This window comes from Amycolatopsis alba DSM 44262 (assembly GCF_000384215.1).
GTDB classification, from domain to species: domain Bacteria; phylum Actinomycetota; class Actinomycetes; order Mycobacteriales; family Pseudonocardiaceae; genus Amycolatopsis; species Amycolatopsis alba.
On record NZ_KB913032.1, the window covers coordinates 7,608,680 to 7,633,503 of the forward strand.

The following is a 24,824-nucleotide window of genomic DNA, read 5'->3' on the forward strand; positions in this document are numbered from 1 at the left end:
CCACCGAGGTGGGCGAGGGGACGGGAGGAGGAAGTGAAGGTCAGAGCCGCCGCGCGAGGCGGCCGCCGATTTCGATCGCGGTCGCCTCGCCGGGCGTTCCGCGCAGCCGTCCGCACGGCGTCGCGCGACCGGTGGCGGGGTCGCGCACCGTGAAGGCAGCGTCGTCGTGGAGGGTGAGCTCGGGGAAGATCTCGCCATCGACGACGAGTTCGGCTCCGCCGTGTTTGCCGGGGCGGATCGTGTAGTCGAGAGCGCCGTTGCGGTAGGTACCGAAGTCACCGGCCGCGATCGGGATCGGGCGGGCGGCTTCGGGGAGGCGCCGCTTCGGCAGCGCGATACCGAGCCCGCGGAGTTCGGTGACGAGGTCGTCCCACATTTCCGTGCCCGCGGCGCCGTTCGCCGTGAACGCGACCACGCAGGCCCCCGCCTGATCGATCCGCAGGTGGCAGGCGGTGCCGTCGGCTGTGCCGTCGTGGCCCAGCCAGACTTCGTCGTCTTCGTAGTGCGCGATCCCGAGGCCCCAGCCGTCGGCGAGGCCGAATGGCTCGGCGTCGGGCACCCGCCGGTGCATGTCCGCGGCGGTCACGACGTCGAGCAATCCCGGCTTTCCCAGATGGACACGGCCCAGTTCGACGAGGTCCGCGGCGCTCAGCGCCAGTGCGCCGGCGGGTTCGAGCATCGGGGGCAAGGCCTGCGCGACCGGGCGGGCACCCGCTGGTCCGGTGGAGCGTCCGTGCCCGGACACGGTTCGCGGGCTTTCGGCGTAGGCGGGCTCTATCTTCAGTGGCCTCAGGAGTATCGCTTCGACTGCTTCACGCCAGGTCATGCCGGTGACCGCTTCGATCAGCGATCCCACCAAGGCGTAGCCCAGATTCGAGTACGAGAAGGCGGTCCCAGGCGTGGCGACGGGAACCGCCGCGCGGATCTCGCTCAGACAGCTACCGGTGACGTCGGCCGGGTCGGACGGCAGGCCGCTGGTGTGGCTCAGCAGGTGCCGTGGCGTCAACCTCTCGTCGAGACCGTGAACACCCAGTATCTCGCCCGCGGGCTGGTCCAGTTCGAGGTCGTCGTCGGCGATGAGCGCCATCACGACCGTGGCGGTGACCACTTTGGTCACGGATCCGCTCGGCACGGCCGAAGTGGCGCACATCGGTCTCCGTCTGTCCTGATGTTCGACACCGGTCTGGACCACTGTCGTCTGACCGTCCTCGAACACCGCGAGCTGCGCACCCGGAACGCCATGCCGGCCCGCCAAGCTCCTCAGTACTTCCTGAAACCCCTTCTCCGGCACCGGGTGCCGTCCAGTATGGCCTTGCAGGCCTCGCGCAGGACTCATGACCGATTCCTCCCCTGTAAGCTGAAGAACACGAGTTGATGGCCGCGGTTCATCGCCGCGTCACGTTCCTTGTCCCCCACCCGTGGGACTTGTCAGTCCACATCGGGCCAGAAACAACACGCTGCCCGGCAGGGTAGATCGTCTGTACCGCCAATGGTGGGAAAGCGGGATCGCCCGAAAAGCTCCCGACACTACACAGGGTGGCAATAGCCGCCCATCATTCTCTTGAATCATTGTCAATTCGCGGCACATCCTGGAATCACAGACGGCGGCACACCCCACGGAAGGCATAGTCGGGCAACACATCCACCTACCGACGGATGCGTGAACAAGGAATGGAGACTTTGTTTCACCGGTCAGACCTCGACGCCCGACGGAACAATCGTCGAAACCTCCCTTCTTTGCATTTATCCAGTTCAGAGCACTTCCCACCACGGGACGCGCCACGACGACGCCCACTGGTTCCCGTCGAAGCCCCGACTCAAACGCGAAAAAAGGGAGAAGCGTCGACGAAGATCGACTTCCCATCGCTTCCGACGCCAGTTAACTGCGAAAACGACAAGATGATCTTCTCGAAGTGGGTTCTCACCATGCGAGTAGCACGGTCGTGCGCACGTGCACCGTATCGTGCAAACCCAGGGACGAGCCCGGATCACCTTCCCCGCCGCTCGTCTCCGGCGGCCGGGAAAGACGGAAATCAGCACCTTCACCCGGTTGCCTGTAACGGAATCGGTGTCGCCGTTCACCCGACGATCGTCGGTTGCCCGCACCGGCCCCTCTTGGTAAATGCGCACCCCGCGCGGTCGACATGGTCCAGACCACGCCGCTCACGAGGGTGTGTGACCTTCGAACAGCCTCAAGAAAGACGAACCAGGCGAGTCCGGCAGGCCGGTGCCGGCTCGCCGGAGGCGGGCTATGCACCGCAGTTCCGACGCAGCGTCGTCGATGTGGGGCAATGACGAGTGACGCACACCTGACTCCGTCGGTGTAAGCACACCAGAGCCTGGATAGCCGGTCAGTCGTCAGGTACATCGAGGAGAACGCACTCGACACGGCTACGCTCGAATCGGGTTCGAGAAAGCAACGGCGTCCCAGTACTCGTGCGCACACTTACCATCAGCCGATCGCATCGGAATCGTTCCGATTTTCCGGAAGATCCGATCCCAGACGACTGTCGACAACCAGTGACACGGAGCTGACCTTCGACGGCGCGGCCGATGACGCACCGAGGAACGATTTACGATTCGCCGAGCAGGACCGGGATGCCTCAGCCGCGGATTGTCCTCTCCTCCTTTGCCGAAGCCGGTTCCCGAGCCGATCCAGGGTTCGGTCGAGCCGGCGGCGTGCGTGGCGATGGCGACACTGAGCAGGTACGCCACCCAGAAGCTGATCTGGTCAAGCTCAACCGGACGCTGACCAGAACGGACAGCTGGGACAGGGTTCGAACGATCCACGCCGAGTGGCTCCTTCGTAAGGTGTCGAACGGAGCCCGATCCTCGATGCGGGAAGCCCGGTGTCTCAATCGAATAGCGGAAAGACAGGGGGGCATGCGGGGTTCAGCTTCGCGACCACAGTGGAACGCCGGGACGCTTCTGGGGTGGACACGACCCGGCCGCCGAGTGATCGAACGGCTGCTTCCCAGCGAATTCACCGAGCCGGGCAGGTCGTCGGCTCCAGCAGACTCGCTGCACCGGCCGGCGTCCGCCCACAGCGAGGACTTCCGAGCCCGCGCCGAGCGCAACCGTTGCGGTGGCACGTGTCCGAGAGGGATGGGCCCGCCTGACCCGGTATCCCGACGAGGACTGCTGCCGCCCCGCACCCGCGACCCCACCACAGCCAGGTGATCCGGCGATCGCTGACGAGGGCGCATTGATCTGGTCGTAGGCCTGTCACCGGGGCGACTTACATCCGTGACAAACGACGCCGCTCCGCGGCGTAACCCACACGCCCCACCACGGCGCCTCACTAGGCACCTCCCTCACCGGACCACCACGCGGGATCGCGTCGGCGAAGCCGTCGCCATCAAACAGGGCGTCGCCAGCAGCCTGCCGAACGCCTGCTCGGCCGCCCCGATCAGCACCGGGCTCGCCACGCTGCCCACCACCACCTCCGGGCTCTGTGTCCGCGCCACCACGGAAGCCTCGAGCTCCGCGTGGATCCGGTCCGGCGCGATCCGCAGGTACTCCCCCAGCAGCCCGCTCAGCGCCACGCGGTCCGGGTCGAACAGGTTCGTCAAGCTCGCCAGCGCCCGTCCCAGGTTCGCCGCGGCCGCGGCGATCCGGGCGGCCGCGGGTGGCTCGCCCGCCGCGGCGCGGCGGAGCAGATCCTCGACCTCAGCGGGGTCGCCAGGGTCGCTGGGCGTTCCCTTCAGCAGGGCGCGGCCGTCCGCCGAGACCTCGAGGCAGCCCCGCATCCCGCAGGGGCATGGCTGACCCGCCGGGTCGACCACGACGTGTCCCGCTTCGACCGCGTGTCCGGCCCCGGTGAACGGAACCCCTTGCTGCAGCACGGCTCCGCCGATTCCGAGGTGCTCGCACGTCAGCGTCAGCAAGGTGCGCGCCCCGCGGCCGGCGCCCCGGCAGTGTTCCGCGAGCGCCGCGTACGACGCGTCCTTGCCGACCTCGACCCGTGGGATTTCCGGCAGCTCGGCGGCGAGGATTTCCGCCGCGGGGACGGATTTCCAGTCCAGGTGCAGGGCCGAATGGACCAGCCCGTCGGTCGCCCGGACCATGCCGGCCAACCCGACGGCCGCGCCCGCGCAGGGGCGGCCGCTCTCCGCGACCGCCTCGCGCATCAGCCCGGCCAGCGCCGACAAGGTCGTCCGGGGGTCGCTTCCCCAGGCGGGCAACGGGATCCGCCGCCGCTGCGCGACAGAACCGCCCAGTTCGACAACGGCCAGTTCGGCTTCGCTGGAGTCCAGCCGCGCGACGACGACCACCGGGCCCGCCGGATCCGGGTACAGCTGCGGGGATGGACGGCCGCGCGGTGCTCCGGCCCGGCGTGCGGGCGGACCCTGGGCGATAAGTCCTAATGCGACCAGTTCCGAGACCGCCTCGCTCGCGGTGCTGCGCGGCAGACCCAGCTTCGCGGTCGCCTCGGCGCGGGGCACGCTGCCGGTCAGGTGGACCAGTTGCAGCAGCCGTGCGGCGGCACTCTCGCTCGGTTGGGGGTATGCCGCCGTGGTCTGAACCACTAATTTGTTCATCGTGCGAACATAACTGGTTGTGACAGACCCTGCCAGTGCTTCGCCGGGGCGGGGACCCCCCGCCGCCTCCCCGCCCATCCGCGTCGCAAGCCCATCGGCGTGCTCGCGACCAGCCAAAACTTCCAGCTGGTTCAGGCATGAAAGAGGGTCAGATGACCACGAACGGATCAACCCGGATGCCGACGCTCGGCATCGGGCCGATGTCGAAGAACGCCGTGGACGCCGCCGTCGAACTGGCACGGGACCGCGGCCGCCGGATCATGCTCATCCCCAGCCGCAGGCAGGTCGAGTCCGCCGAACTGGGCGGCGGGTACGTCGAGCGCTGGAGCACGGCCCAGTTCGCCGAGTACGTGCGCGGCCGCGACGAAGCCGGACTCCTGTTGCTGTGCCGCGACCACGGCGGGCCGTGGCAGCACCCTGGCGAGCGCGCCGGGAACTACTCCGAAGACCAGGCGATGGCCGCCAGCCTCGCCTCGTTCCGCGCGGACATCGAAGCCGGATTCGACCTGCTGCACATCGACACCTGTCTCGATCTCGACGGCGCCGCCGCGCTCGACCGGGCGATCGACCGGCTGGTGAAGCTGTACGGCGAATGCCACGAGGCGGCCCGCGAACTCGGCCGCGAGGTGCGGTTCGAGATCGGGTTCGAGGACCAGGGCGTCGACACGAACGACCCGGCCGAGTTCCGCGACCAGGTTACCGAGGTGTGCTCGCGGCTGGCCGCCGGCGGGCTGCCGGCACCTGCGTTCGTCGTCGCCCAGACCGGGACGAAAGTACTGGAAACGGAGAACACCGGCGCGCTGCTCACCGCCCCCTCCGCAGTGGGCTTCGCGGTGGCGCAGCTGGCACGGGTCTGCGAGGAGGTCGGCAGTTCCCTCAAAGCGCACAACGCCGACTACCTCACCGCGGACTCGCTGCGGCGGCTCATGCAGCGCGGGGTGGCGGCGGTCAACGTCGCGCCGGAGTTCGGGGTCGTGGAGACCCGTGCGCTGCTCGCGCTGCTCGACGAACTGGGCCTCGCCGCCGAGCGCGACGAATTCCTGCGGCTCGCCCACGATTCGGGCTCGTGGCGGAAATGGCTGAAGCCCGGCACCGCCGCGACCGATCACGAGCGCGCCGTCATCGCCGGGCACTACGTGTTCGCGACCGACGAGTTCCGCGAACTGAAGGACCGGATCGCCAGGCAGGCGCCCGATGTCGACCACCGGCTGCGTGCCGCGATCTACGACGCCCAGCTGCACTACCTCGTCCACACCACCACCGCCGACGCCATCCCGGCGCCCGTCCTCGCAGAAAGTGTCCGCACGGCATGACTGTCTCCAGCGATTACCTGAACGAGATCTTCCCGGCGGCAAACGAGACCGGCCCTGGGCACACCACCGACGGCCTCACCATGACGTCGCTGAACGCGGCGAAAGTCGTGCGCAAGGGCTGGGGCGAAGAGCGGTGGCTCGTCGCCGAGGGCGCGCCGTTCGGGTTCAAGGTCATCCACCTCAAGGCAGGCGAGCGCACCAGCCTGCAGTACCACGAGCGCAAGGAGGAGGCGAACCTCATCGTGCGCGGCGAGGGACTTCTCCGGTACGCCGACCGCGCGGGCGAAGAACTCGCGACCCGCGCGCTGGCCCCTGGCGACATCGTGCACGTACGGCCGCTGGCAGTGCACCGGATCGAGGCCGCCACCGACATCACCCTGGTCGAGGTTTCGACGCCGGAACTGGACGACGTCGTCCGGCTGTCCGACGACTACGGGCGCGGCGACGGGCGCATCGAGGCCGAGCACGAAGGGCGGGCCTGACATGGCCGAGTACCGGGTCGGCCGCTACGACTACCCCGGCCAGCTTCCCGGCCTGGACGAGGAGCTCCTGCCCGCGCTGCGGGAAACGCTGCTGCGCGGCGATTACGTGCTCGGCGCGGCGGTGGACCGGTTCGAGCGCGCGTTCGCGGGCTACCTCGGCGCACGGCACGCGGTCGGGGTCAACTCCGGGACCGACGCGTTGATCCTCGCGCTGCACGCACTGGGCGTCGGCCCCGGCGACGAGGTGATCACCGTGGCCAACACGTTCCACGCGAGCGCGCAAGCCGTGGTGCGGGTCGGCGCGACACCGGTGCTCGCCGACTGCCGTCCCGACAACTACCTCCTGGACCTCGAACAAGCCGAAGCGGCGGTCACCCCCCGCACGCGGGCGATCATCGTGGTCCACCTGTTCGGGCAGTCCGTGGACATGACCGAGGTGCACCGGCTCGCGCGGCGCCACGACCTGCTCGTGCTGGAGGACTGCGCGCAGGCGGTCGGCGCGTACTCCGGCGGGGCGCGGGTGGGGACGACGAGCGACGCGGGGTGCTGGAGCTTCGCGCCGTCGAAAAACCTTGCCGCGGCGGGCGACGCCGGGGCCATCTCGCTCGGCGACGACCAGATCGCCGCGGCGTTGCGGCGGTTGCGCCATTTCGGACAGGACAAGCAGAACGAGCACCAGGTAGTCGGCTTCAACTCGCGGCTCGACACGGTGCAGGCGCTCGTGCTCGGCCACAAGCTCCCGCACCTCGACGCGTGGACGCGGCAGCGCGTCGCGATCGCGGCCGGGTACCGCGAGCGGCTCGCCGGGCTGCCAGTGTCCTTTCAGGACGGTGCGGGCCCTGGCGAGCACGTGTACCACCTGTTCCAGCTGCGCACCGAACGGCGGGACGAACTGGTCTCGCATCTGCGGGGCTCGGGCGTCGACGCTGTGGTCCGCTATCCGCACCCGATCCACCTGCAAGAGGCGTTCGCGTCCCTCGGGCGCCGCCGAGGCGATTTCCCGGTGGCCGAGGACCTCGCGGGCACCACGCTGTGCCTGCCGCTGTACCCGTCGATGACCGCGGACCAGGTCGACCTCGTCTGCGCCGGGGTGCGGGAGTTCTTCTCAAGCTGACCGCTTTTCCCACCGTTTGGAGTGCTCATGCCCATCACCCTGACGCTGCCGGACGGCGCGTTCCTGTCCTGCCGCGCCGTGCTGTTCGATCTCGACGGCGTGCTCGTGGACTCGATGCCGACGATCGTCGCGCAGCTGCGGGAATGGGCGACCGGGAGGGGGCTCGAGCCGGACCGGGTCGTGGAGCAGTCGCACGGGCGCGGCAACCTCGACCTGGTCCGGCTCGTGGCGCCGGATCTCGATGCCGAGCGGGAAGCCCGGCTCATGGAGGAGCGAGAGGTCGACGACGTCGACGGCATCACCGCCCGGCCCGGAGCCCGCGCCGCGCTCGACGCGTTGCCGCCGTCGGCGTGGGCGGTGGTGACGTCGGGGAACAACCGGGTCGCTCGGGCCCGGCTGCGGGTCACGAACCTGCCGGTGCCCGGTGTGCTCGTCTCCGCGGACGACGTCCGCAAGAGCAAACCGGATCCCGAGGGGTATCTCGCCGCGGCGGCCGGTCTCGGGGTCGATCCGCGAGAGTGCGTGGTGTTCGAGGACGCGCCCGCCGGGATCGCGGCCGCACGGGCGGGCGGGATGCAGGTCGTCGGAGTGCTGGGCACGGTCGCTCAGCTGGACGTCGAGCACACCGTGCCGGACTTGGCGGCGGTCGGCGTGAAGCCGTGACGGCGACCGAAGTCCGGCACGGGCGCGGTGCCCGGCTCGGCACAGCGGCCGCGTTCCCGCTGTTCCTGACTCTCGGCGCGGCAACGGCGGGCCTCGGTGCAGCGCTGCCCGCCGTAACCGAGCGGTTCGCTCGTGCGGCCGATTCGGGCGGGCTGCTCGTCAGCCTCTACAACGCGGGTGCGCTGGTGGCGATCGTCGCCTGCGGGGTGGGCAAACGGTCAGTGGCTCCCCGCGGGGAACTGGCCGTCATGATCGGGCTGTTCGCGGCGGGATGCGCGGGGGCAGGGCTCGCGCCGTCGTGGCCGGTGCTGCTGATCTCGGCGACGGTGGCGGGCTGCGGTTACGGCGGCGCTGTGCTGCACGTGAACACCGCCTTCGCACGCGGGTCCGGCCATCGCGCGGTGCTCCTGCTCAACCTGGTGAACGCCACGTTCGGCCTCGGCGCCGTCGCGGGTCCGTTCGTGGTCGGGCTTCTCCCGGACGCGCGCACCGTGTTCCTCGGCGTCGGCGTGCTCGCCCTGCTGTCCTTGCCCGCGTGCCGGTGCGCTGTGCGCGAATCCGGTGTCCGCGAAGGGAAACCGGCGTTCGCGACGTTGACGCCGTTCCTGGTGCTCGCGTTCTGCTACGCCGGGCTGGAGACCGGGATCGGGGCCTGGGCGGCGACGCATCTGACGTGGACCGGGCTCTCTCCGGCCGCTGCCGCACAGTGGGTTTCGCTGTACTGGCTCGGCATCACGGCCGGCCGGTTCGTCGTTCCCTTGTTCGCGCGCGGGCCTCGACGGATCGTCGGATGGTGTTTGCTCGCCGCGACGGCCGCGACCGCCGTCGCCATGTGGGCGGTAGCCGCGCCGTACGCCTACGTGGCCGCCGGGTTCGCGCTCGCAGCGGTGTTCCCGACCGTGATCGCGTGGCTGGCGACTCTCCTCTCCGCGGTACGGCAAGCGAACGCGATGCTGCTGGTGGCGGAAATGGCGGGCAGCGTGACACATCCGCTGCTGATCGGCTGGATCGCGACGGGAACGCGGCCCGCGGCTGTCCCGCTCACGATCGCCGTCCTCGGCGTGCTCGCCCTGGCGGCGTCGCGGTGGGCCGGGCGTCAGGCGAGCGCATGAGCGTTTTCGGTTATCTGGACCGGTTTTCCTTCCGTCCCGGTGAGGAGATCGCGTGCCGGTTCACCTCGACCGCGCCGGTGCGCGTCGACCTGGTCCGGCTGATCCACGGCGACACCTCGCCGGAAGGGCCGGGTTTCCGCAGCGAGGAGATCGGTGCGGTCCCGGCGGTCACCGCTCCCGGCGGCGAGCAGCCGATCCGTACCGGATCGTTCCTGCGCGCCGACGCGGTGGTGCCGCGCGGGACCGCCGCGATCCGGTTTTCGGCGCTCGTCTGGCCGACCCTGCCCGCGGCGGGGACCGCACAGGGCTTGCTCAGTCTGACCGCTGTGGACGGTTCAGCGGTCTTCTTCCTGGCACTGGACGAAACCGGTCGCCCGTGCCTGAGTGACGGGACGGTGCGGGCGCGGCTCGACCGGCCGCTGCGGGAACGCCGGTGGTACCGGCTTACCGCCGCGGCGGGACCGGACAGCGTCACGCTCGCCGCCGTCGCGCTCGACCCGGTGCCGGGGGAAGAGGAACCGGCGCACGCCACCGGACCCGGAGTGGACCTCAGCGGCGCGTCCGGCGTGGTCGCCGCCGCCGTGACCGCGCGCCCTTATGGCTGCTACAACGGGAAACTCGAACGTCCCGAGGTGCGCGACGGAACCGGTATCTTACTGGCGGACTGGGCGCTCGAGCGGGACATGACCGGCGACCGGGCGGTCGACGTGTCCGGCCGCGGGCGGCACGGGCTGCTGGTGAACGCGCCCGCCCGCGCGATGACCGGCGCGGGCTGGACCGGCGGAACGCTCGACTGGCGGACGGCGCCGGAGCAGTACGGCGCCGTCCATTTCCACGACGACGACCTGGCCGACTCGAACTGGACGGCTGGTGCGCGGATGCGGCTTCCGCCTGATCTGCGCAGCGGGATCTACGCGGTCCGGCTGCGCTGCGACGGGCACACCGACCATGTCCCGTTCGCCGTCCGCGCGCCCGGCGCACGGGCCGACGTCGTGTTCCTGCTGCCCACGTTCACCTACCTCGCCTACGCCAACGAGCAGACCGGCGGCCCGGCCGTCATGACGGACCCGCTGGACGTCGCGCTGCGGACGCATCCGGGCTTCGGCAAAAGCCTCTACGACCGGCACCGGGACGGCTCCGGCATCTGCCATTCGACAGCACTGCGGCCGATCCTCACGCTGCGCCCGGACTACCGGCACTGGCACTACGACGCGCCACGGCATTTCGGCGCCGACCTCTATCTCGCGGACTGGCTCGAGCACACCGGCGTCGCGTTCGACGTCCTCACCGACCACGACCTGCACGCCGAGGGCACGACGGCGCTGGAGGGCTACCAGGTGGTGCTCACCGGATCACACCCTGAGTACCACAGCACCGAGACGCTCGACGCGCTGCACGGGCACGTCCGTGCCGGGCGGTGCCTCATGTACCTGGGCGGCAACGGTTTCTACTGGGTGACCTCGCAGCACCCGCGCCGGCCGGAGATCATCGAGGTACGACGTTCGCGCGGCGTCCGCAGCTGGGAAACCGCCCCTGGCGAGGGACACCACGCGAGCACCGGCGAACCAGGCGGCCTGTGGCGCGAGCGCGGCCGCTCCCCCAACGCACTGACCGGAATCGGCATGGCGGCGCACGGCTGGAGCGAACGAGGCCGCGGCTACGTGCGCACCGCCGAGTCCCGCGATCCGCGCTGGGCGTGGGTGTTCGAGGGCATCGCCGACGACGTGCTCGGCGACTTCGGCCTGGTGATGGGCGGCGCGAGCGGCGACGAACTGGACCGGTTCGACGCCGCGCTGGGCAGCCCGCCGCAGACCGCGGTGCTGGCCACGTCCCAGCCACACGACGAGCACTACCACCAGGCGGTGGAAGACGTCCTGGAGATCCGGCCGGGCCTGAGCGGCCCGGCCAACCCCGCCGTCCGGTCGGACCTGGTGCTGCTGGAACAGCCCTCCGGCGGCGCGGTGTTCTCGGCCGGGTCGATCGCGTTCCTGGGCAGCCTCTCGCGGCACGGATACCGGAACAACGTCTCGCGGCTGGTCGCCAACGTCCTGGACAACTTCCGCCGCCGTTCCGAGACGCGCTGACGGGCCTCCGCGGACGAGGCCTGCGACCTGCCCGAGCACGTGCGGTTCGTGTTCGGCGCCGACCGGCGGCGGCCGTCCGGATCGTCGGCAAGCGGATCCATGTGCCCGGTATCTCTTGCCGCTACCTCGATCCGCAGGCGTAGGCGATCAAGGCCCTCCCTTGGGAACTCTACGAATCAGGCGCACCCATCCACCCGTCGTCGTGGATCGGCGGCTGGGTCGGGCTGAGCCGATTTCGCTCGTCCGGCCGATGGGGGGCCCTGTGCCACGTCAGCACGAACTGGACCGGGCTGCCGGGGTTGCCAGTGAGCCGCAGCAGATCGGCCGAGCCTTCACCCGCGGTCAGGGTGGCCCATCGCCTTTGCCTGCTTCCCGCGCCGAAGGGCCAGGTCGCGACCAAGGTGTGGTGGGTGATCACTTCTCGATCCAGGGTGTAGGACCCGGTGTAACTCAAGGACTTGCCGAACAGAGGCAGTCTTCGGAAAGGGCGCGCCCGGTCCGCGTCGCCGTCGCGCCAGGCGGTGAGGACGGTGGTGACGAGGGAGGTGCCCCTCCGTCGTCTTTTCGCGGCTCCGTGGATCCGGGCAGGACGGAGTCGACGTGCCGGGCCAGCGTCGCGGGTGTGGGGTGATCGAGCAGCGCGGTGGCCGCGAGCCGGGGTGCCGAGGGTGTTGGTGAGCCTGGTGCGGAGTTCGACAGAGGCGAGGGAGTCGAATCCGGCTGGTCGGGCCGCACGTCGTCCGGGCCGTGCCGTGGTTGAGTGGCCACAGCGTTTCACTCCTCCTCGTGGTCGCGGACGTGCGGACCTATTCGGCGATCGCCGTGCGGTAGCTCCAGCGGAAAACGCGGACCAGGCTGCCGCGGACGACGTCATGCCCGTCGGTGCGGACGAAATGCTCGTGCCACCTGCCGTGATCCACGGACAGCTGCGCCGGGAAGTCCCCCTCGGGCAGCGTGCGGACCGGGTCCAGCGCGGCCGGTCCCCCAGCCAACAGGATCGTCGTCATGAGACCTCCTCGAGTACAGCGCGGATGTGTGGCAACAACCGGGGTGTGACGCTTTCGCTCTCGCGATGTGGTGGGGCGGCGTCGTTTCCCAGTAAGCCCGCGACGGCGGCGCAAGCCAAGGTGCGGGCGCCTGGCGAGCTGTTGCACGTACGGCGTTGTTGAACGCTCACGGCGCGAACGGTGGTGGCCTCGGGCCAGTACGACCCGGTTGGCGCAATTCAGCCGGGACACCAGTGGGTAATTCTCCGGAGAGAGCCGTTTCGGACCCCGCTCCCCGACTGCGGGAGCGTGCCTCGGCGACTGGACGACATCGGCAAAGGAGACCTGGGTGGCGCCGAACCACTTGCTGCGGAACCTGCTCACCGAATCCGGATGGACCGGCCAGAAACTGGCGAACCACACCAACGACGTGGGCGCCGAGGCCGGCCTGCGATTGCGTTACGACCGCACCAGCATCGCGCATTGGCTGTCCGGCGCACGCCCTCGCCCGCCGGTCCCGGAACTGGTGGCCGAAGCGTTCACCCGCTGCCTGGGCAGGCGGATCACGACGGCGGACGCCGGACTCACGCCCGCCACAGCCGTCGCGCCGCCGCCGTCCTGGCGGGCCGACATCGTCACCGAGCTGAGGAAGCTGTGCCGGGACGGCGCGGCCCACCGTCGCACGATCTCCGGCTGCGTCTACAGCCTGGCGGCCCTGTCCCTTCCCGGCTGGGGTGATCTGGCCACCGCCGGTGTCACGGCACGCCCGGCCGATCATGGGGGCAGACTCGAACGCGCCGACGTCGACGCCGCCCAGACGATGCTCGAACTGTTCTCCGCCGCCGACCTGACGTTCGGCGGCGGATACGTCCGCCCGGCTCTGGCGCGCTATCTGCAGACCACGATCGCACCGTGGCTGCGCCTGGACGCGGCGCCGGCGGTACGCACAGACGCGTTGATCACGGCGGCGCAGTTGTCCTACCTCTGCGGCTTCCTGTGCTTCGACGACGAACTACACGGTGTCGCCCAGCGGTATTACCTCATCGCGGCCCGCCTGTCCCACGACGCCGGCGACGCCCTGCACTACGCCATTTCGTTGCGGGCCTTGAGTGTGCAGGCCCGGATGCTCGGCCACCGCACGCAAGCGGTCGACCTGGCCACCACCGCGGCGCGCGCGCTTCCCGTGCACGCACCCCCGCTCACCCGTGCGTTCCTGACCGGGCAGGTCGCCGCCGCCGAGGCCGCCGCCGCCGAGCAACACCATGCGGTGACTCATCTGCGGGCCGCCGAGGCCTACCTCGAACGCGCTTGTGATACCACGCCCCCGGTGGGGACCTACCATCCTGCCGCCCTGTCCCACCATCACGCGGCCGTCCACGCCTGCCTGGGCGACCGCGGTGCCGCGGTCTCCGCGCTGACCCAGTCGTTGCGCCACCGCCCGGAGGCCGAGCGCCGGGCTCGCGCGATCACGCTGGCCAGGCTGGCCGAGCTACATCTGGATGCCGGCGAGCTGGACCGTGCGTGCGACGCGTGGAGCAAGTTCCTCGACGAGTATCCCTACCTGCGGTCCCAGCGTGCCGAGACCGCGCTGGCCACACTGCGCTCCTGCCTGCGGCCGCACACCGCTTATGCCCCCGCTCGCTCGGTGACGCACAAGGCCGCCGAACTGTACCGCGCGAGAGCGGCCTGACTCAGCCTGCCCTGGTCTGTCAGTGCGCCCTCAAACGGTTCGGTCGCAACACTTCAGCGCATGGCCGCGAGCGGTCCAAGACCGGACAGCACGGTCACCAGGTCTTCGGCCAACAGCATCCCCGCCGGGCTCGCCACCGCCACGGCCACGGTCGCCGCGTCGGCCAACCATGCGGAACGTACCTCGGCGAGCCGGTCGGCGATGCCGGTGGCGAGCAGGACAGTGAGCGGCGCCCCATGGTGGGCGACGCTGATCGCGGCGCCGAGGATGTCGACCGTGGTGCGGTCGAGCAGGGTGCGCAGCAAATCGGCGACGGGGATGTCACCGACCGCGGGTGAGCGTGGCGTGGACTGGGCCATACTCATCTCCCTCCTTCCCGGATCTTTGCGAGTCAGCCGTCTCGATCTGGTCGGGAACAGCGGCCAGTGCGCCGCCTGACAGACAGGATCGGGCTCTCATCGGGGCGCTGCCCGGCGTGGTGGTGAACCGGCTGGGGTCGTCACCGATCTCCCCCAGCAGCCTGGCGCCGATCTCCGCGCGCGTCGTATTCAACATGGCGGGTTGTTCAACAACGCGGTCATCACCCGGTACTGGCCTCCGTTAGCCAGATGACGTCTAATGATCTTACCGACAGCGCAGAAGAAACGGGATCAGATTACTTCAGGCTGCGGACGGAAGTTAAATTCGCTTCGTCCGTCATAGGTTCGATCGCGCCGCTCATGACTCGATCGGCCTTGCCACCCAGGCAGTTCACCCGCACCAGCCGCGCTTGTCGTAAGGAATAGCGAAAGGAGCACTTGGATGCGAGCGTAGGCAAAGCGACATGACGGGCCGAGCCAGACAGGAACACGCCCAGGCCCTCGCCGGGAAAGTTCAGGAACGGATCTGCACGCCCGGCGCACTCGCATGAACCGTGGAGGTGGCGATGTTTTATCAGGACGAACTTCTTTTGGATGATCGACGTGAAGACGAGGTCAAGGAGTCCGTCACCTCGTCCCGAACGAGAGCCACCCCACCCGCCGACACCTTCCTCGCGGTCCAGTTGCCATGCGAGCGCATCCTCGCCAGTGGGGACGACGCGTGCATCACCTTGTCCGGCTTGCAGGCCTGGCCCGACGGCGCGAGCTTCGAAGTCACGTGCTTCACACGACACCAGTCTATGACAAGAAGCCGGTGGAATGTTCCGTTCAGCAGTCCGGCCAGGGAAGACGGAGAAACTGACACATGCGGCAGCCTGCTTTTCGGCGTAATCTTGTCGGATGGCCGGAAAGTATTCGGAATATCCACTTCGACGTATCTGATTTCGAGTCAGCGTGACACTGATCCTCTTCGTCTTTTCTCCGAGTCCGTGAAATCGGGCCGATTTCATCATACGCGCAAGATCTACATGACAAGTCTGCCATCGCCGGGTTCGATGACTGTCGTCACCGCTTGGCCGGATCGTGGAATCGAGCCGACCAGTGTCGAGTTCGACGTCGAACCGCTTCTAGCCGCAAGTAAGCGTGCTGTTGCTGTCTGGCCTTGACTTGCCACGAGAACGGAAGGGCACGATGGTGCAGGTGGAGTCGGGAACCCACAGTAAACTGGCAGATCTTTACCGACGTTCCACAGAGGCGACGCAGGCCGTTTCGCCATCCGCAACAGGGAGGCAGCGCGAGCCGGGAAGCCTGCCTGCACGCGAGCGCATCGCTCTGCTGCTCGATCCGGGCTCGTTCGTCGAAATGGATGAGTTCGTCCGGCACCAGTCGTACAACTTCGGCCAGCAGCGCAATCGCCCCTATGGGGATGGCGTGGTGACCGGCTATGGCACAGTCGGTGGGCGCGGCGTGTGCGTGTTCAGCCAGGACGCCACTGTCTTCGGCGGCTCGCTGGGTGAGGCGCATGGCGAGAAGATCGTCAAGGTGATGGATCTGGCGATCAAGACCGGGCGTCCGGTCATCGGCATCAACGACGGTGCGGGCGGACGCCTGCAGGAAGGCGTGGCCGCGCAGGCCGCCTATGGGGAGATCTTCCGACGGAACGTGCGGGCTTCCGGGGTCTTGCCGCAGATCTCGCTGATCATGGGCGCTTGCGCGGGAGGGGCGTGCTACTCCCCCGCGCTGACCGACTTCGTGGTGATGGTCGACAAGACCTCGCACATGTTCATCACCGGCCCTGAGGTGGTGAGGACCGTGACCGGCGAGGAGGTCACGCTCGAACAGTTGGACGGTGCGAGCACAAACGGCATCCGATCGGGGAACGCCCACTACTTCGCCGAGGACGAGGAGGACGCGATCGCCTATGTCCAGGAACTGCTCTCGTTCCTCCCGGCGAACAACCTGTCCGAAGCACCGCTGTTCGAGACCGACGCGGCGCCGGGCGGCTTCTTCGACGACGTCACCGAGACCGACCGCGAGCTCGACACGCTGATCCCGGACTCGCCGAACCAGCCGTACGACATGCACGAGGTCATCAACCGCGTCGTCGACGACGGTGACTTCCTCGAGGTACACGAACTGTTCGCACCCAACATCCTGGTCGGCTTCGGCCGGGTGGACGGGCGCAGCGTCGGCGTCGTGGCGAACCAGCCGACCCAGTTCGCCGGCTGCCTCGACATCGACGCGTCCGAGAAGGCCGCCCGGTTCGTGCGCACCTGCGACGCGTTCAACATCCCGGTACTGACCTTCGTCGACGTCCCCGGCTTCCTGCCCGGCACCGACCAGGAATGGAACGGCATCATCCGCCGCGGCGCGAAACTGATCTACGCCTACGCCGAAGCGACCGTCCCGCTCGTCACCGTCATCACCCGCAAGGCCTACGGCGGCGCGTACGACGTCATGGGATCGAAACACCTCGGCGCGGACGTCAACCTGGCCTGGCCGACCGCGCAGGTCGCCGTCATGGGCGCCCAGGGCGCGGCGAACATCGTGCACCGCAAGACCCTCGCCGCGGCCGCCGCCGACGGCAAGGACGTCGACGCGCTGCGCGCGGAGCTCATCCAGGAATACGAGGACACGCTCCTGAACCCGTACGCGGCAGCCGAACGCGGCTACGTCGACTCAGTGATCGTGCCCGCACACACCCGCGGCCACATCGCCAAGGCGCTCTCACTGCTCCAGGGCAAACGGGAAACACTGCCGCCCAAGAAGCACGGGAACATCCCGCTGTGACCGCGCCCGAAACCCCGCGCCCGTCGCCACACCCGCCCCGATTCGGAGGAGCTCGCCATGACTGTCACCGTGGAAATCGCGGGAACCGGGTCGTACCTGCCCGCCGGTAAGTTGACGAACGACCGACTGGCGGCGCAGCTGGGCATCGACGAGAAGTGGATCCTGGAGAAGACCGGGATCGACGAACGTCGCGTCGCCCGTGCCGAGGAGGTCACCTCCGACCTGGCCGCGCGCGCTGCGCGCCTTGCGTTGGCCGACGCCGGTGTTCCTGCGTCCGAGGTTGACGTTCTCATCGTCGCCACGGTAACGCCGGATCAGCCGATTCCCGCCACGGCGTGCTTCGTGCAGCACAAAATCGGTGCCGTGCATGCCGTGGCCTTCGACGTCGCCGCCGGCTGCTCCGGGTCGGTGTTCGGCCTGGCCATGGCCCACGACATGCTCGTGTCGAACCCACAGCGCAACACCGCCGTGGTGATCGGAGCGGAAGTCTTCTCCAGGGTCATGGACTACACCGACAAGAAGACCTCCACGCTGTTCGGCGACGGCGCCGGCGCGATCGTCTTGCGGAAAACCCCGTCGGGGAACGGACTGATAACGACGCTCCTCGCCTCTGACGGGGCCAAGGCCGACCTCGCCTACATCGAGGCCGGAGGGGCCCGCCTCCCGGCCAGCGCGGACACCGTCGCGGCGGAGCAGCACTACGTCCGCATGAACGGCTACGACATCCGCACGACCGTCACCTCCACCCTGCCCAAACTGGTGGCGGCACTGCTCGACCAAGCAGGACACTCGATCGAGGACGTGCACCACATCATTCCCCACCAGGTCAACGGGGTCATCCTGCGGCAATGGTCGGACCTTCTCGAAGTGCCACCTGATCTCATCCACAACATCGCCGCCTGGTCGGGCAACACCGGGGCCGCCTCGGTCCCCATCGCTCTGGATCATGCCTCCCGGACCGGAAAGCTCGCACGCGGCGACCTCGTCATGCTCATCTCGTTCGGCGCGGGACTTACCCTCGGCGGAGTGATGCTGACATGGTGAACCCGCAGGCCACCGATCCCGGCAAGCGACCGTTCAGGTTCGGCGTCGGCCTCAAGCAGGGAGGATCCAAACGGGAATGGGTCGACAAGTGCCGGAAGGCGGAGGAACTAGGCTATGACGTCCTCGGGGTCGCCGACCACCTGGGCAGACCCGCCCCGTTCCCGTCGCTCGTACTGGCCGCCGAAACGACGCAGCGGTGCCGGCTGGCCACGTTCGTGCTCAACGCCGGCTTCTACCAACCAGCCCTGCTCGTCCGGGACATCACGACCACTGACGAGCTGACCGACGGACGGCTCGAACTCGGCCTGGGGACGGGCTACGACCGACGGGATTTCGACCGTGCCGGATTGGTCTTCCCCACGCCACGCGCCCGAGTCGACCACCTCGCGCGCACCGTCGAGGAGATCAGACGGCACTTCCCGAGGCCCGTCGATGATCAGAAGCAGCGTACGGGCCCGCCGCTGTGGATACCCGGACGCGGCGACCGTCTGCTGGCCCTGGCGGCTCGCGAGGCCGACATCGTGGGCTTCACCGGCTTCGCGCCGGGCAACGACGGCGACATCGCCTACCTGACCGACAGGGAAGGGGTCGCCGAGCGCGTGGCCTATGTGAAGAAGTCGCTGGGGACACGACTTTCCCGAGTGGAACTCAACATCTACGTGTGGCGCGTGGTCGTCACCGACCACCGGGAACGGGAAGCGGAACGCCTGGCACCACTGCGCACGCTGAGCGCGGAACGGATGCTGGACGTCCCCACCGTCCTGATCGGCACCGCGCGGCAGATCATCGACCAGTTGATCGAGTATCGCGAACTCTTCGGCTTCTCTTACATCACGGTAGAGGAGTTCAACCTCGACGCGCTGGCACCCGTGATCGAACTGGCCCGTGGCCAGTAAACCCGGCGGCCGGACAAGGAGGCGACGATGACCGGAGGTCCACTGGCGGGACTGCGTGTGATCGAACTCGGCGGCCTCGGGCCGGGACCGTTCTGCGGAATGCTCTTGGCTGACCTCGGGGCCGACGTCGTGCGCGTGGACCGCCCCGGCGGCGTGACAACCTTCCATCCGTACGGACGCGAACTGCTCAACAGGGGGAAACGCTCGGTCTTGGCAGACCTCAAAACCACTGAGGGCAAAAATCTGGTGCTCTCACTGGCAGATCATGCCGACCTGTTCATCGAGGGTTTCCGTCCGGGCGTGGTCGAAAAACTGGGCGTCGGCCCGGAGGAGTGTCTGCGCCGCAACCCCACCCTGGTGTACGGCAGGGTCACCGGCTGGGGTCAGGCTGGTCCTCTCGCGGGTACTGCGGGCCACGACATCACCTACATCGCTCCGACCGGTGTCCTCCACGCCATCGGCAGTCACGACGGGCCACCGCAGATCCCGTTGGGCCTGATCGGGGACTTCGCCGGCGGACTGTACCTGGCGGTGGGCCTCCTCTCGGGACTGCACGAGGCCAGGAACGGCCAAGGACAGGTGGTCGACGCGGCAATGTGCGATGGAGCCGCCCACCTCATGACCATGTTCTACGGCCTTCTCGGCAGCGGTGCATGGGAGGACAGACGAGGGACCAACCTGTTCGACGGAGGAGCCCCCTTCTACGGCGTATATGAGACACGGGACGGCGAGTACATGGCCGTCGGCGCGGTGGAAGCGGAGTTCTTCCACGAATTCGCCGAACGCCTGGGCATCGACGGCGACGTCGACCACCTCGACCGGGGCCAGTGGGAAGAACTACGCGAAACCATCGCGACCAGGTTCCAGCAACGAACACGAGCCGAGTGGATGGAACGATTCGAGGGCAGCGACGCCTGCGTCGCCCCCGTACTCAGTATGACCGAGGCCCCCGAGCACCCACACCTGCAAGAACGCGGCTCGTTCGTGACGATCGACGGCGTCACCCAGCCCGCATCGTCGCCGCGCTTCTCGCGAACTGCCACCGCCGCCCCGCGGAAACCCCCGATACCAGGGACGCACACGGCCGAGGTCATCAAGGACTGGCTTGGACCCAGGCACAGCGACATCGACTGAGAGGGCATCCCATGCCGTTGTGGTTCGAAGACTGCCAAGCCATGGGCATTGACGAGGAGATGGTCTCGCCTGCCCGAACCGTCACCGAAACCGACGTGGTGCTGTTCGCCGCATGGAGCGGCGATTACAACGCTCTGCACACCGACTCGGTCGCCGCTGCGGAGAGCCGTTACGGAGAACGGATCGCTCACGGGGCGTTGGGAATGGCGCTGTGCTTTGGGTTAAGCACGCGAGTATGGGACTTCGACGGCTCGGCGCTCGCTCTGCTTGGCATCGACCAGTGGCTGTTCCGCGCACCCATCAGGATCGGCGACACGCTACACGCCCGAGCGCGGATCGTCAGCACACGCCTGACAAGCCGTGGCGACAGCGGCGTCGTCCAACGCCACTTCGAGTTGGTCAACCAGTACGGCGAGATCACTCAGGAGGGTCGACTCGGCCTACTGGTCAGAACCCGCCCGCAGGCAGCGTGAATCGCTCTGTACCACGGTTATGGCCGGACTCCACGAGCGCTGTCAGAATCAGAGGACCGGCGGAACATCGCGCGCATTCCCGCTTCGATCACGCCCGGCGCCAGCGCCGAGAGCAGGCCCGCAGGCCGCAGCCACCACGGCTGAAGAGTGGCCGGACGTTCGACGATTGCTTTGGCGACGATATCGGCCGCCTCGTTCGGGTGCAGCCCCGGCAGCCGGTGCATGATCGCGGTCGGTGCGCTCATCCGAGTGTGGATCAACCACATATACAAAGAGCTGACCCGAACCCCGTCGTGATGGAGTTCTGGAGCGACGCTGCGCAGCCAGACGTCGAAGGCGCCCTTGGACGCCTGGTACGACCCCCACCGCGGAATCGGAGTGATCCGCGTGCCGATCGTGGACACGTTGATGACATGCCCGGCCCCGGCCGCGCGCATCGGCGGCAGCAGCTCGAGCAGCAACCGGACCGGCCCGAGATAGTTGATGTCGATGGTGCGCTCGAAGTCCTGCGGACGGTCCTGCTGAAGGTCGAGCGACCGCCGGATCGACTTGCCCGCGTTGTTCACCATGACATCGAGGGGACCGTGCGTCTCAGTGATTCGCCGCGCCAGCAACGAAATCGCATCCCGATCAGCGAGATCGACGGGATAGGCCCACGCCCGGCCACCACCGACGGTGATCGACGCGAACACTTCATCGAGCTTCTCCGTCGTGCGCGCGGCCAACAACACCGTCGCGCCCGCCGCACCCAACAACCGTGCGGTGGCCTCACCAAGCCCATACGAGGCACCAGTCACCAGGATCGTCTTACCCTCGACCTCAGCGCGCAACCGCTCGGAGGAGCAGCCGCGCGGCGGGTTGACCAGCCGATCAACAATCCCATCGACGAAGCGCATTTCGTCACCTTCCAAAATCATGCCGCACGGACGGGCGGACGCTGCGACACCGCACCATCCAGCGGCATGGATGGACGTTGCGGCGGCCGGGTGTACTTGGCTAGCAGGTGTCAGCAATCGGCTGGACTAATCGCCACGGGAAAGACCTCGCGCTGCCATGTGGCAGAGCCCAGAGTCGGCTTCGGCAATGACCTCACCTCACAGGCTGCGTGCCAGGCAATCATACGATCGGCTACCGCAGGTCCAGTAGACGCCTGCCCTTGCCCACGCGCCAGTCCCTGCGGAAAGTTCGCTGTTGAAATCAAAGCCATGTTGAGAAAAAATCAGACGGCCAAATCAGTCCACACCGAGCGCCGAAGCTCACGCCTTGGGCGTAGGTTGGATTGAGCGCGCGGACCAGTTTCCGGGTGGTTCGGTCTGACCGCGGCCGGGTATCATTCAGTCGCCGCGGCGCACCCATTCCGGAACGAGACCGCCAGGAATCCAGTGCGCACCCGATCGAAACACATCTGACCGATGCAGAAGGGTACGAGCGTGGCCAACGGGCTGGACCCAGACCTGTCCCAGGTCGGTACCACGGCGCTCATCGCCGCGTCGGCCCGTGCGGCGGAGTCCCGCCGCACGGATCGTTTGTTCGATGACAACGTGGCCTCCGCTTTCCTGACCGGCGCCGGGTGGTGTTCATCGCAGTCCCACCCATCAGCCGAGGCACTGGGTGACATGTTCGCGATCCGAACCAAGTTCTTCGATGATCGGCTCACCGATTTCGCTCGTCGCGGCGGCAGGCAGTTGGTCATCCTGGGAGCAGGCCTGGACAGTCGCTCTCTTCGCTTGGAGTGGCCTCAAGGCACGACCGTATTCGAAGTGGATCGCCCCGGTGTGCTGGGTTTCAAGGAATCGGTGCTGGATCGGAACGCGTATCGTCCTGCGAGTCGCCGAGTACCTGTCGCGACTGACCTGGCCGGCGATTGGAGGACAGACCTTCTCGCTGCCGGGATCGCCACGGATCAGCCGGTGGCGTGGCTCGCCGAAGGTCTGTTGCTTTATCTGACCGAAGACCAGGGTGGAAAACTCGTCGAGACGGTGACCACGTTGGGCTCGAACGGCAGCCTGTTGCTGATCGAGCATCTCAATCGTGTCGCGCAGAACACCCCGCCCGGTAACGACGTCACGCGCCTGGTGTCTTCTCATGGAGAACCGTGGGTTTCTCACCTCGATGACCCCGCGCGATGGCTCGACAGTGCCGGCTGGCAAGCGGACGTACACGACATCCGCGAGCTGGCGAAGGCTTACGCGCGCCCTGTTCCCCCCATCGCCGACGACCGGGACTCGTCCGACAGACGGATCTGGTGTGTGGCCGCGACCCGAAAACCCCACCGGTGACCAAGGGTCGCCTGCGACGACCGGCCAGGACTCCGCCTTAACCCACGCCTACGCCCTCGCGCGGTCAGTCACGCACAAGGCCACCGAACCGTGCCGTACGAGAGCGGCGTGCCCCATTCTGTCCCGGCTTGCCATGACGCCGTCATCGACATGATGCAGCGCTGTCCTGGCATGCGGGAAAGGTTCGGTGACGACTCTCCTGCGCACGGCCGCGAGCGGCCCGAGACCTGACAACATGGTCACCAGTTCTCCGGCCAACGGCATCCCGGCCGGACTCGCCACGGCGACGCCGACCGTCGCCGCGCCGCCCAGCCACTCGGAACGCAGATCCGAGAGCCGACTGACCCGATGCGCCGGACAGGCCCTCTCACCAGCCCAGCCGAGCAGCTCGTCACCGGCCTGCTCGCCCTCGGGATCGCAGACCAGCACCACGTTGCCGGCCGCGGCCACGGATCGCACCGTCTCCCGCCGGTCCGACGCCGCGTAGCAGAATTCGCGGGGATGCGGCCCCCGCAGCCGCGGAAACCGGTGGCGCAGAAGCTTCACCACCTCGGCAGCGTCCTCGATCGGCGTCCCCGGCGCCACCACGTACGAGACCCGATCGGGATCGATGCCAGTCAACGGCCAGGTCCGCCCCGGTGCGATCACCCGCACCGTGGCCTGGCCGGCACAGGAGATCACCGATGCCGCGGATCCCGGCGAGCCGATCACCAGCACGGTGTCACCTCGCTGGGCGAACGCCCGCACCGCGGCCGCCACCGATGCCACCGTCCACCCGTCGTCGACGTCGGTCTCGGACACCGCGACCAGAACGCGCCGGGTGCGCACGACCGACGACCAGCGCTCGATCAGGTCCCGGCCGAGCGCGGCCGCGGGCTCCGCCGGGGTTCGGGTCGCCACACCCAACCCCACCGGCCCACCATCGTGGTCCAAATACGACATCGTGCACACGACGGACTCACCGTTGCCGATTTCCGCCGCCGTAGTGTGCAGGTCCGCGATACGAACCCGGAAACCATGTTCCCGGAAAATCTCGGCGAGAAGTGACGCTGCGGGGCAATCCACTATTCCTCGGCGAGGATGGTCGAACCTGCCTGCCACAACCACCTCGCCCGCCGCGATCCCGTCACACTGAAAAGACACGCGTTCCAAAGATCTGCCGACCACAAGGACTCCGATTCTCGAACGGACCACGTTGTTCATCCAGCGGGACGACTATGACAAGCGGTGAGCTGTTGCCACAACACACCGGCCGGAACACCACTCTTTTGTGACGTCGCGCCAAGAAATCCGCGTACATATCGCCGAGGCTTCTCTCGAGGAATTGACCCGTCCGTGCCTACCACCCGTGCGCGCTTCACCCGCCATCGACATCAGCAGCGGCACATGGCCAGGCAAGGCTGCACCTGTAGCGGCGAGGCTTCACCGCTACAGGTGCAGCCTTGCCAGTGCGGCCATCCGGAGTCGAGCCGACACAACAGGTGGATGATGTTCACACAGAGCAAGGTTCACCATTGCGTCCGTCGGGGAAAATGAGAGAAACAAGGAACAGGCCCTGCCACAGGAGATTGATTAACATGAACAACATTCAGAACGAATCCGAGCAGTATGAAGAACGGTCGCTGAAGCCGTCAGCAAGAACCTGAACGCAGTCGCCCAGGTACACGCGACACTCGCAGTGACGGAGGCCATTAACCGGCTCGCGGACTCAGCCGACCCGGATGGCAATACCAGCTCATCCGGCAAATGATGACTGATGACAGGAATAACTTTGTCCCGATTACACGGTTTGCATGACACCGAGCTCTCGCAAGGCCGATCCACACACGAAAATGAACCACCTGCGAGTGTGCCGCCGCCGCAG

Annotated in this window: 20 protein-coding genes; 13 read left to right on the forward strand and 7 right to left on the reverse strand. The window is 67.9% G+C overall.

Features of this window, described 5'->3' with window-relative positions:
• Positions 1–40: 40 nt before the first annotated feature.
• Together AMYAL_RS0135530 and AMYAL_RS46870 are read right to left on the reverse strand one after the other, a co-directional pair.
• On the reverse strand, positions 41–1,291 hold the full coding sequence (locus AMYAL_RS0135530; RefSeq protein ID WP_039794641.1) for a serine hydrolase domain-containing protein: 1,251 nt from the start codon (positions 1,289–1,291) through the stop codon (positions 41–43).
• A gap of 2,023 nt (positions 1,292–3,314) precedes the next feature.
• Positions 3,315–4,541: an ROK family protein gene (locus tag AMYAL_RS46870; RefSeq protein ID WP_167336178.1), complete on the reverse strand. Its 1,227-nt coding sequence runs from the start codon at positions 4,539–4,541 to the stop codon at positions 3,315–3,317.
• A 152-nt stretch (positions 4,542–4,693) separates the two neighbouring features.
• Between AMYAL_RS46870 and AMYAL_RS0135540 the strand changes: the two genes are divergently transcribed.
• The 6 genes from AMYAL_RS0135540 to AMYAL_RS0135565 are packed head-to-tail and all read left to right on the forward strand — an operon-like array spanning position 4,694 to position 11,309.
• A complete protein-coding gene (locus AMYAL_RS0135540) occupies positions 4,694–5,854 on the forward strand; it encodes a hypothetical protein (protein WP_020636063.1) in 1,161 nt (386 codons plus the stop codon).
• A complete protein-coding gene (locus tag AMYAL_RS46875; protein ID WP_020636064.1) occupies positions 5,851–6,336 on the forward strand; it encodes a cupin domain-containing protein in 486 nt (161 codons plus the stop codon). Before AMYAL_RS0135540 ends, AMYAL_RS46875 begins: the two co-directional genes overlap by 4 nt.
• A gap of 1 nt (position 6,337) precedes the next feature.
• Entirely contained in the window at positions 6,338–7,450 is a 1,113-nt protein-coding gene (locus tag AMYAL_RS0135550) for a DegT/DnrJ/EryC1/StrS family aminotransferase (protein ID WP_020636065.1), read from the forward strand.
• A gap of 27 nt (positions 7,451–7,477) precedes the next feature.
• Entirely contained in the window at positions 7,478–8,113 is a 636-nt protein-coding gene (locus tag AMYAL_RS0135555) for an HAD-IA family hydrolase (protein ID WP_020636066.1), read from the forward strand.
• Entirely contained in the window at positions 8,110–9,225 is a 1,116-nt protein-coding gene (locus AMYAL_RS46880) for an MFS transporter (protein ID WP_020636067.1), read from the forward strand. The genes AMYAL_RS0135555 and AMYAL_RS46880 overlap by 4 nt, the downstream gene beginning before the upstream one ends.
• On the forward strand, positions 9,222–11,309 hold the full coding sequence (locus tag AMYAL_RS0135565) for a N,N-dimethylformamidase beta subunit family domain-containing protein (RefSeq protein ID WP_020636068.1): 2,088 nt from the start codon (positions 9,222–9,224) through the stop codon (positions 11,307–11,309). The genes AMYAL_RS46880 and AMYAL_RS0135565 overlap by 4 nt, the downstream gene beginning before the upstream one ends.
• An 806-nt stretch (positions 11,310–12,115) precedes the next feature.
• Here AMYAL_RS0135565 and AMYAL_RS0135575 read toward each other — a convergent pair.
• Positions 12,116–12,316: a DUF5988 family protein gene (locus AMYAL_RS0135575; RefSeq protein ID WP_020636070.1), complete on the reverse strand. Its 201-nt coding sequence runs from the start codon at positions 12,314–12,316 to the stop codon at positions 12,116–12,118.
• Between the two features lie 328 nt (positions 12,317–12,644).
• Between AMYAL_RS0135575 and AMYAL_RS0135580 the strand changes: the two genes are divergently transcribed.
• The gene (locus tag AMYAL_RS0135580) at positions 12,645–13,985 is read left to right on the forward strand and encodes a tetratricopeptide repeat protein (RefSeq protein ID WP_020636071.1); all 1,341 of its coding nucleotides are present in this window, start codon (positions 12,645–12,647) and stop codon (positions 13,983–13,985) included.
• A 53-nt stretch (positions 13,986–14,038) separates the two neighbouring features.
• On the opposite strand, the gene AMYAL_RS0135585 is transcribed toward AMYAL_RS0135580, so the two are convergent.
• The gene (locus AMYAL_RS0135585; RefSeq protein WP_143267747.1) at positions 14,039–14,350 is read right to left on the reverse strand and encodes a hypothetical protein; all 312 of its coding nucleotides are present in this window, start codon (positions 14,348–14,350) and stop codon (positions 14,039–14,041) included.
• 290 nt (positions 14,351–14,640) lie between these two features.
• Positions 14,641–15,357, reverse strand: a complete 717-nt coding sequence (locus AMYAL_RS49560) for a hypothetical protein (protein WP_143267746.1) — start codon at positions 15,355–15,357, stop codon at positions 14,641–14,643.
• A gap of 178 nt (positions 15,358–15,535) precedes the next feature.
• Here AMYAL_RS49560 and AMYAL_RS0135590 point away from each other — a divergent pair, with 178 nt between their 5' ends.
• The 5 genes from AMYAL_RS0135590 to AMYAL_RS0135610 are packed head-to-tail and all read left to right on the forward strand — an operon-like array spanning position 15,536 to position 20,681.
• Positions 15,536–17,134 carry an acyl-CoA carboxylase subunit beta gene (locus AMYAL_RS0135590; RefSeq protein WP_026467720.1) on the forward strand — a complete coding sequence of 533 codons (1,599 nt, stop codon included), beginning with the start codon at positions 15,536–15,538 and terminating at the stop codon, positions 17,132–17,134.
• Between the two features lie 57 nt (positions 17,135–17,191).
• Entirely contained in the window at positions 17,192–18,178 is a 987-nt protein-coding gene (locus AMYAL_RS0135595) for a 3-oxoacyl-ACP synthase III family protein (RefSeq protein ID WP_020636074.1), read from the forward strand.
• Complete coding sequence (locus tag AMYAL_RS0135600) at positions 18,172–19,074, forward strand: TIGR03621 family F420-dependent LLM class oxidoreductase (RefSeq protein ID WP_020636075.1); 903 nt, start codon at positions 18,172–18,174, stop codon at positions 19,072–19,074. Before AMYAL_RS0135595 ends, AMYAL_RS0135600 begins: the two co-directional genes overlap by 7 nt.
• 27 nt (positions 19,075–19,101) lie before the next feature.
• Positions 19,102–20,208 (forward strand): CaiB/BaiF CoA transferase family protein, encoded by a 1,107-nt coding sequence (locus tag AMYAL_RS46890; protein ID WP_020636076.1) that lies wholly within the window; start codon positions 19,102–19,104, stop codon positions 20,206–20,208.
• Between the two features lie 11 nt (positions 20,209–20,219).
• On the forward strand, positions 20,220–20,681 hold the full coding sequence (locus AMYAL_RS0135610; RefSeq protein ID WP_020636077.1) for a MaoC/PaaZ C-terminal domain-containing protein: 462 nt from the start codon (positions 20,220–20,222) through the stop codon (positions 20,679–20,681).
• A gap of 17 nt (positions 20,682–20,698) precedes the next feature.
• On the opposite strand, the gene AMYAL_RS0135615 is transcribed toward AMYAL_RS0135610, so the two are convergent.
• A complete protein-coding gene (locus AMYAL_RS0135615; RefSeq protein ID WP_026467721.1) occupies positions 20,699–21,577 on the reverse strand; it encodes an SDR family NAD(P)-dependent oxidoreductase in 879 nt (292 codons plus the stop codon).
• A gap of 534 nt (positions 21,578–22,111) precedes the next feature.
• Here AMYAL_RS0135615 and AMYAL_RS0135620 point away from each other — a divergent pair.
• Positions 22,112–22,960, forward strand: a complete 849-nt coding sequence (locus AMYAL_RS0135620; protein WP_245193231.1) for an SAM-dependent methyltransferase — start codon at positions 22,112–22,114, stop codon at positions 22,958–22,960.
• A gap of 48 nt (positions 22,961–23,008) precedes the next feature.
• Here the strand turns inward: AMYAL_RS0135620 and AMYAL_RS47980 are convergent, their stop codons facing one another.
• Positions 23,009–23,860: a hypothetical protein gene (locus AMYAL_RS47980; protein ID WP_245193234.1), complete on the reverse strand. Its 852-nt coding sequence runs from the start codon at positions 23,858–23,860 to the stop codon at positions 23,009–23,011.
• Between the last annotated feature and the right edge of the window lie 964 nt (positions 23,861–24,824).

Coding starts and splice junctions, on each gene's coding strand:
- AMYAL_RS46870 (WP_167336178.1), bottom strand. CDS start 4,541: ATGAACAAATTAGTGGTTCAGACCACGGCGGCATACCCCCAACCGAGC.
- AMYAL_RS0135540 (WP_020636063.1), top strand. CDS start 4,694: ATGACCACGAACGGATCAACCCGGATGCCGACGCTCGGCATCGGGCCG.
- AMYAL_RS46875 (WP_020636064.1), top strand. CDS start 5,851: ATGACTGTCTCCAGCGATTACCTGAACGAGATCTTCCCGGCGGCAAAC.
- AMYAL_RS0135550 (WP_020636065.1), top strand. CDS start 6,338: ATGGCCGAGTACCGGGTCGGCCGCTACGACTACCCCGGCCAGCTTCCC.
- AMYAL_RS0135555 (WP_020636066.1), top strand. CDS start 7,478: ATGCCCATCACCCTGACGCTGCCGGACGGCGCGTTCCTGTCCTGCCGC.
- AMYAL_RS0135565 (WP_020636068.1), top strand. CDS start 9,222: ATGAGCGTTTTCGGTTATCTGGACCGGTTTTCCTTCCGTCCCGGTGAG.
- AMYAL_RS0135575 (WP_020636070.1), bottom strand. CDS start 12,316: ATGACGACGATCCTGTTGGCTGGGGGACCGGCCGCGCTGGACCCGGTC.
- AMYAL_RS0135585 (WP_143267747.1), bottom strand. CDS start 14,350: ATGAGTATGGCCCAGTCCACGCCACGCTCACCCGCGGTCGGTGACATC.
- AMYAL_RS49560 (WP_143267746.1), bottom strand. CDS start 15,357: ATGATGAAATCGGCCCGATTTCACGGACTCGGAGAAAAGACGAAGAGG.
- AMYAL_RS0135590 (WP_026467720.1), top strand. CDS start 15,536: ATGGTGCAGGTGGAGTCGGGAACCCACAGTAAACTGGCAGATCTTTAC.
- AMYAL_RS0135595 (WP_020636074.1), top strand. CDS start 17,192: ATGACTGTCACCGTGGAAATCGCGGGAACCGGGTCGTACCTGCCCGCC.
- AMYAL_RS0135600 (WP_020636075.1), top strand. CDS start 18,172: ATGGTGAACCCGCAGGCCACCGATCCCGGCAAGCGACCGTTCAGGTTC.
- AMYAL_RS46890 (WP_020636076.1), top strand. CDS start 19,102: ATGACCGGAGGTCCACTGGCGGGACTGCGTGTGATCGAACTCGGCGGC.
- AMYAL_RS0135610 (WP_020636077.1), top strand. CDS start 20,220: ATGCCGTTGTGGTTCGAAGACTGCCAAGCCATGGGCATTGACGAGGAG.
- AMYAL_RS0135615 (WP_026467721.1), bottom strand. CDS start 21,577: ATGCGCTTCGTCGATGGGATTGTTGATCGGCTGGTCAACCCGCCGCGC.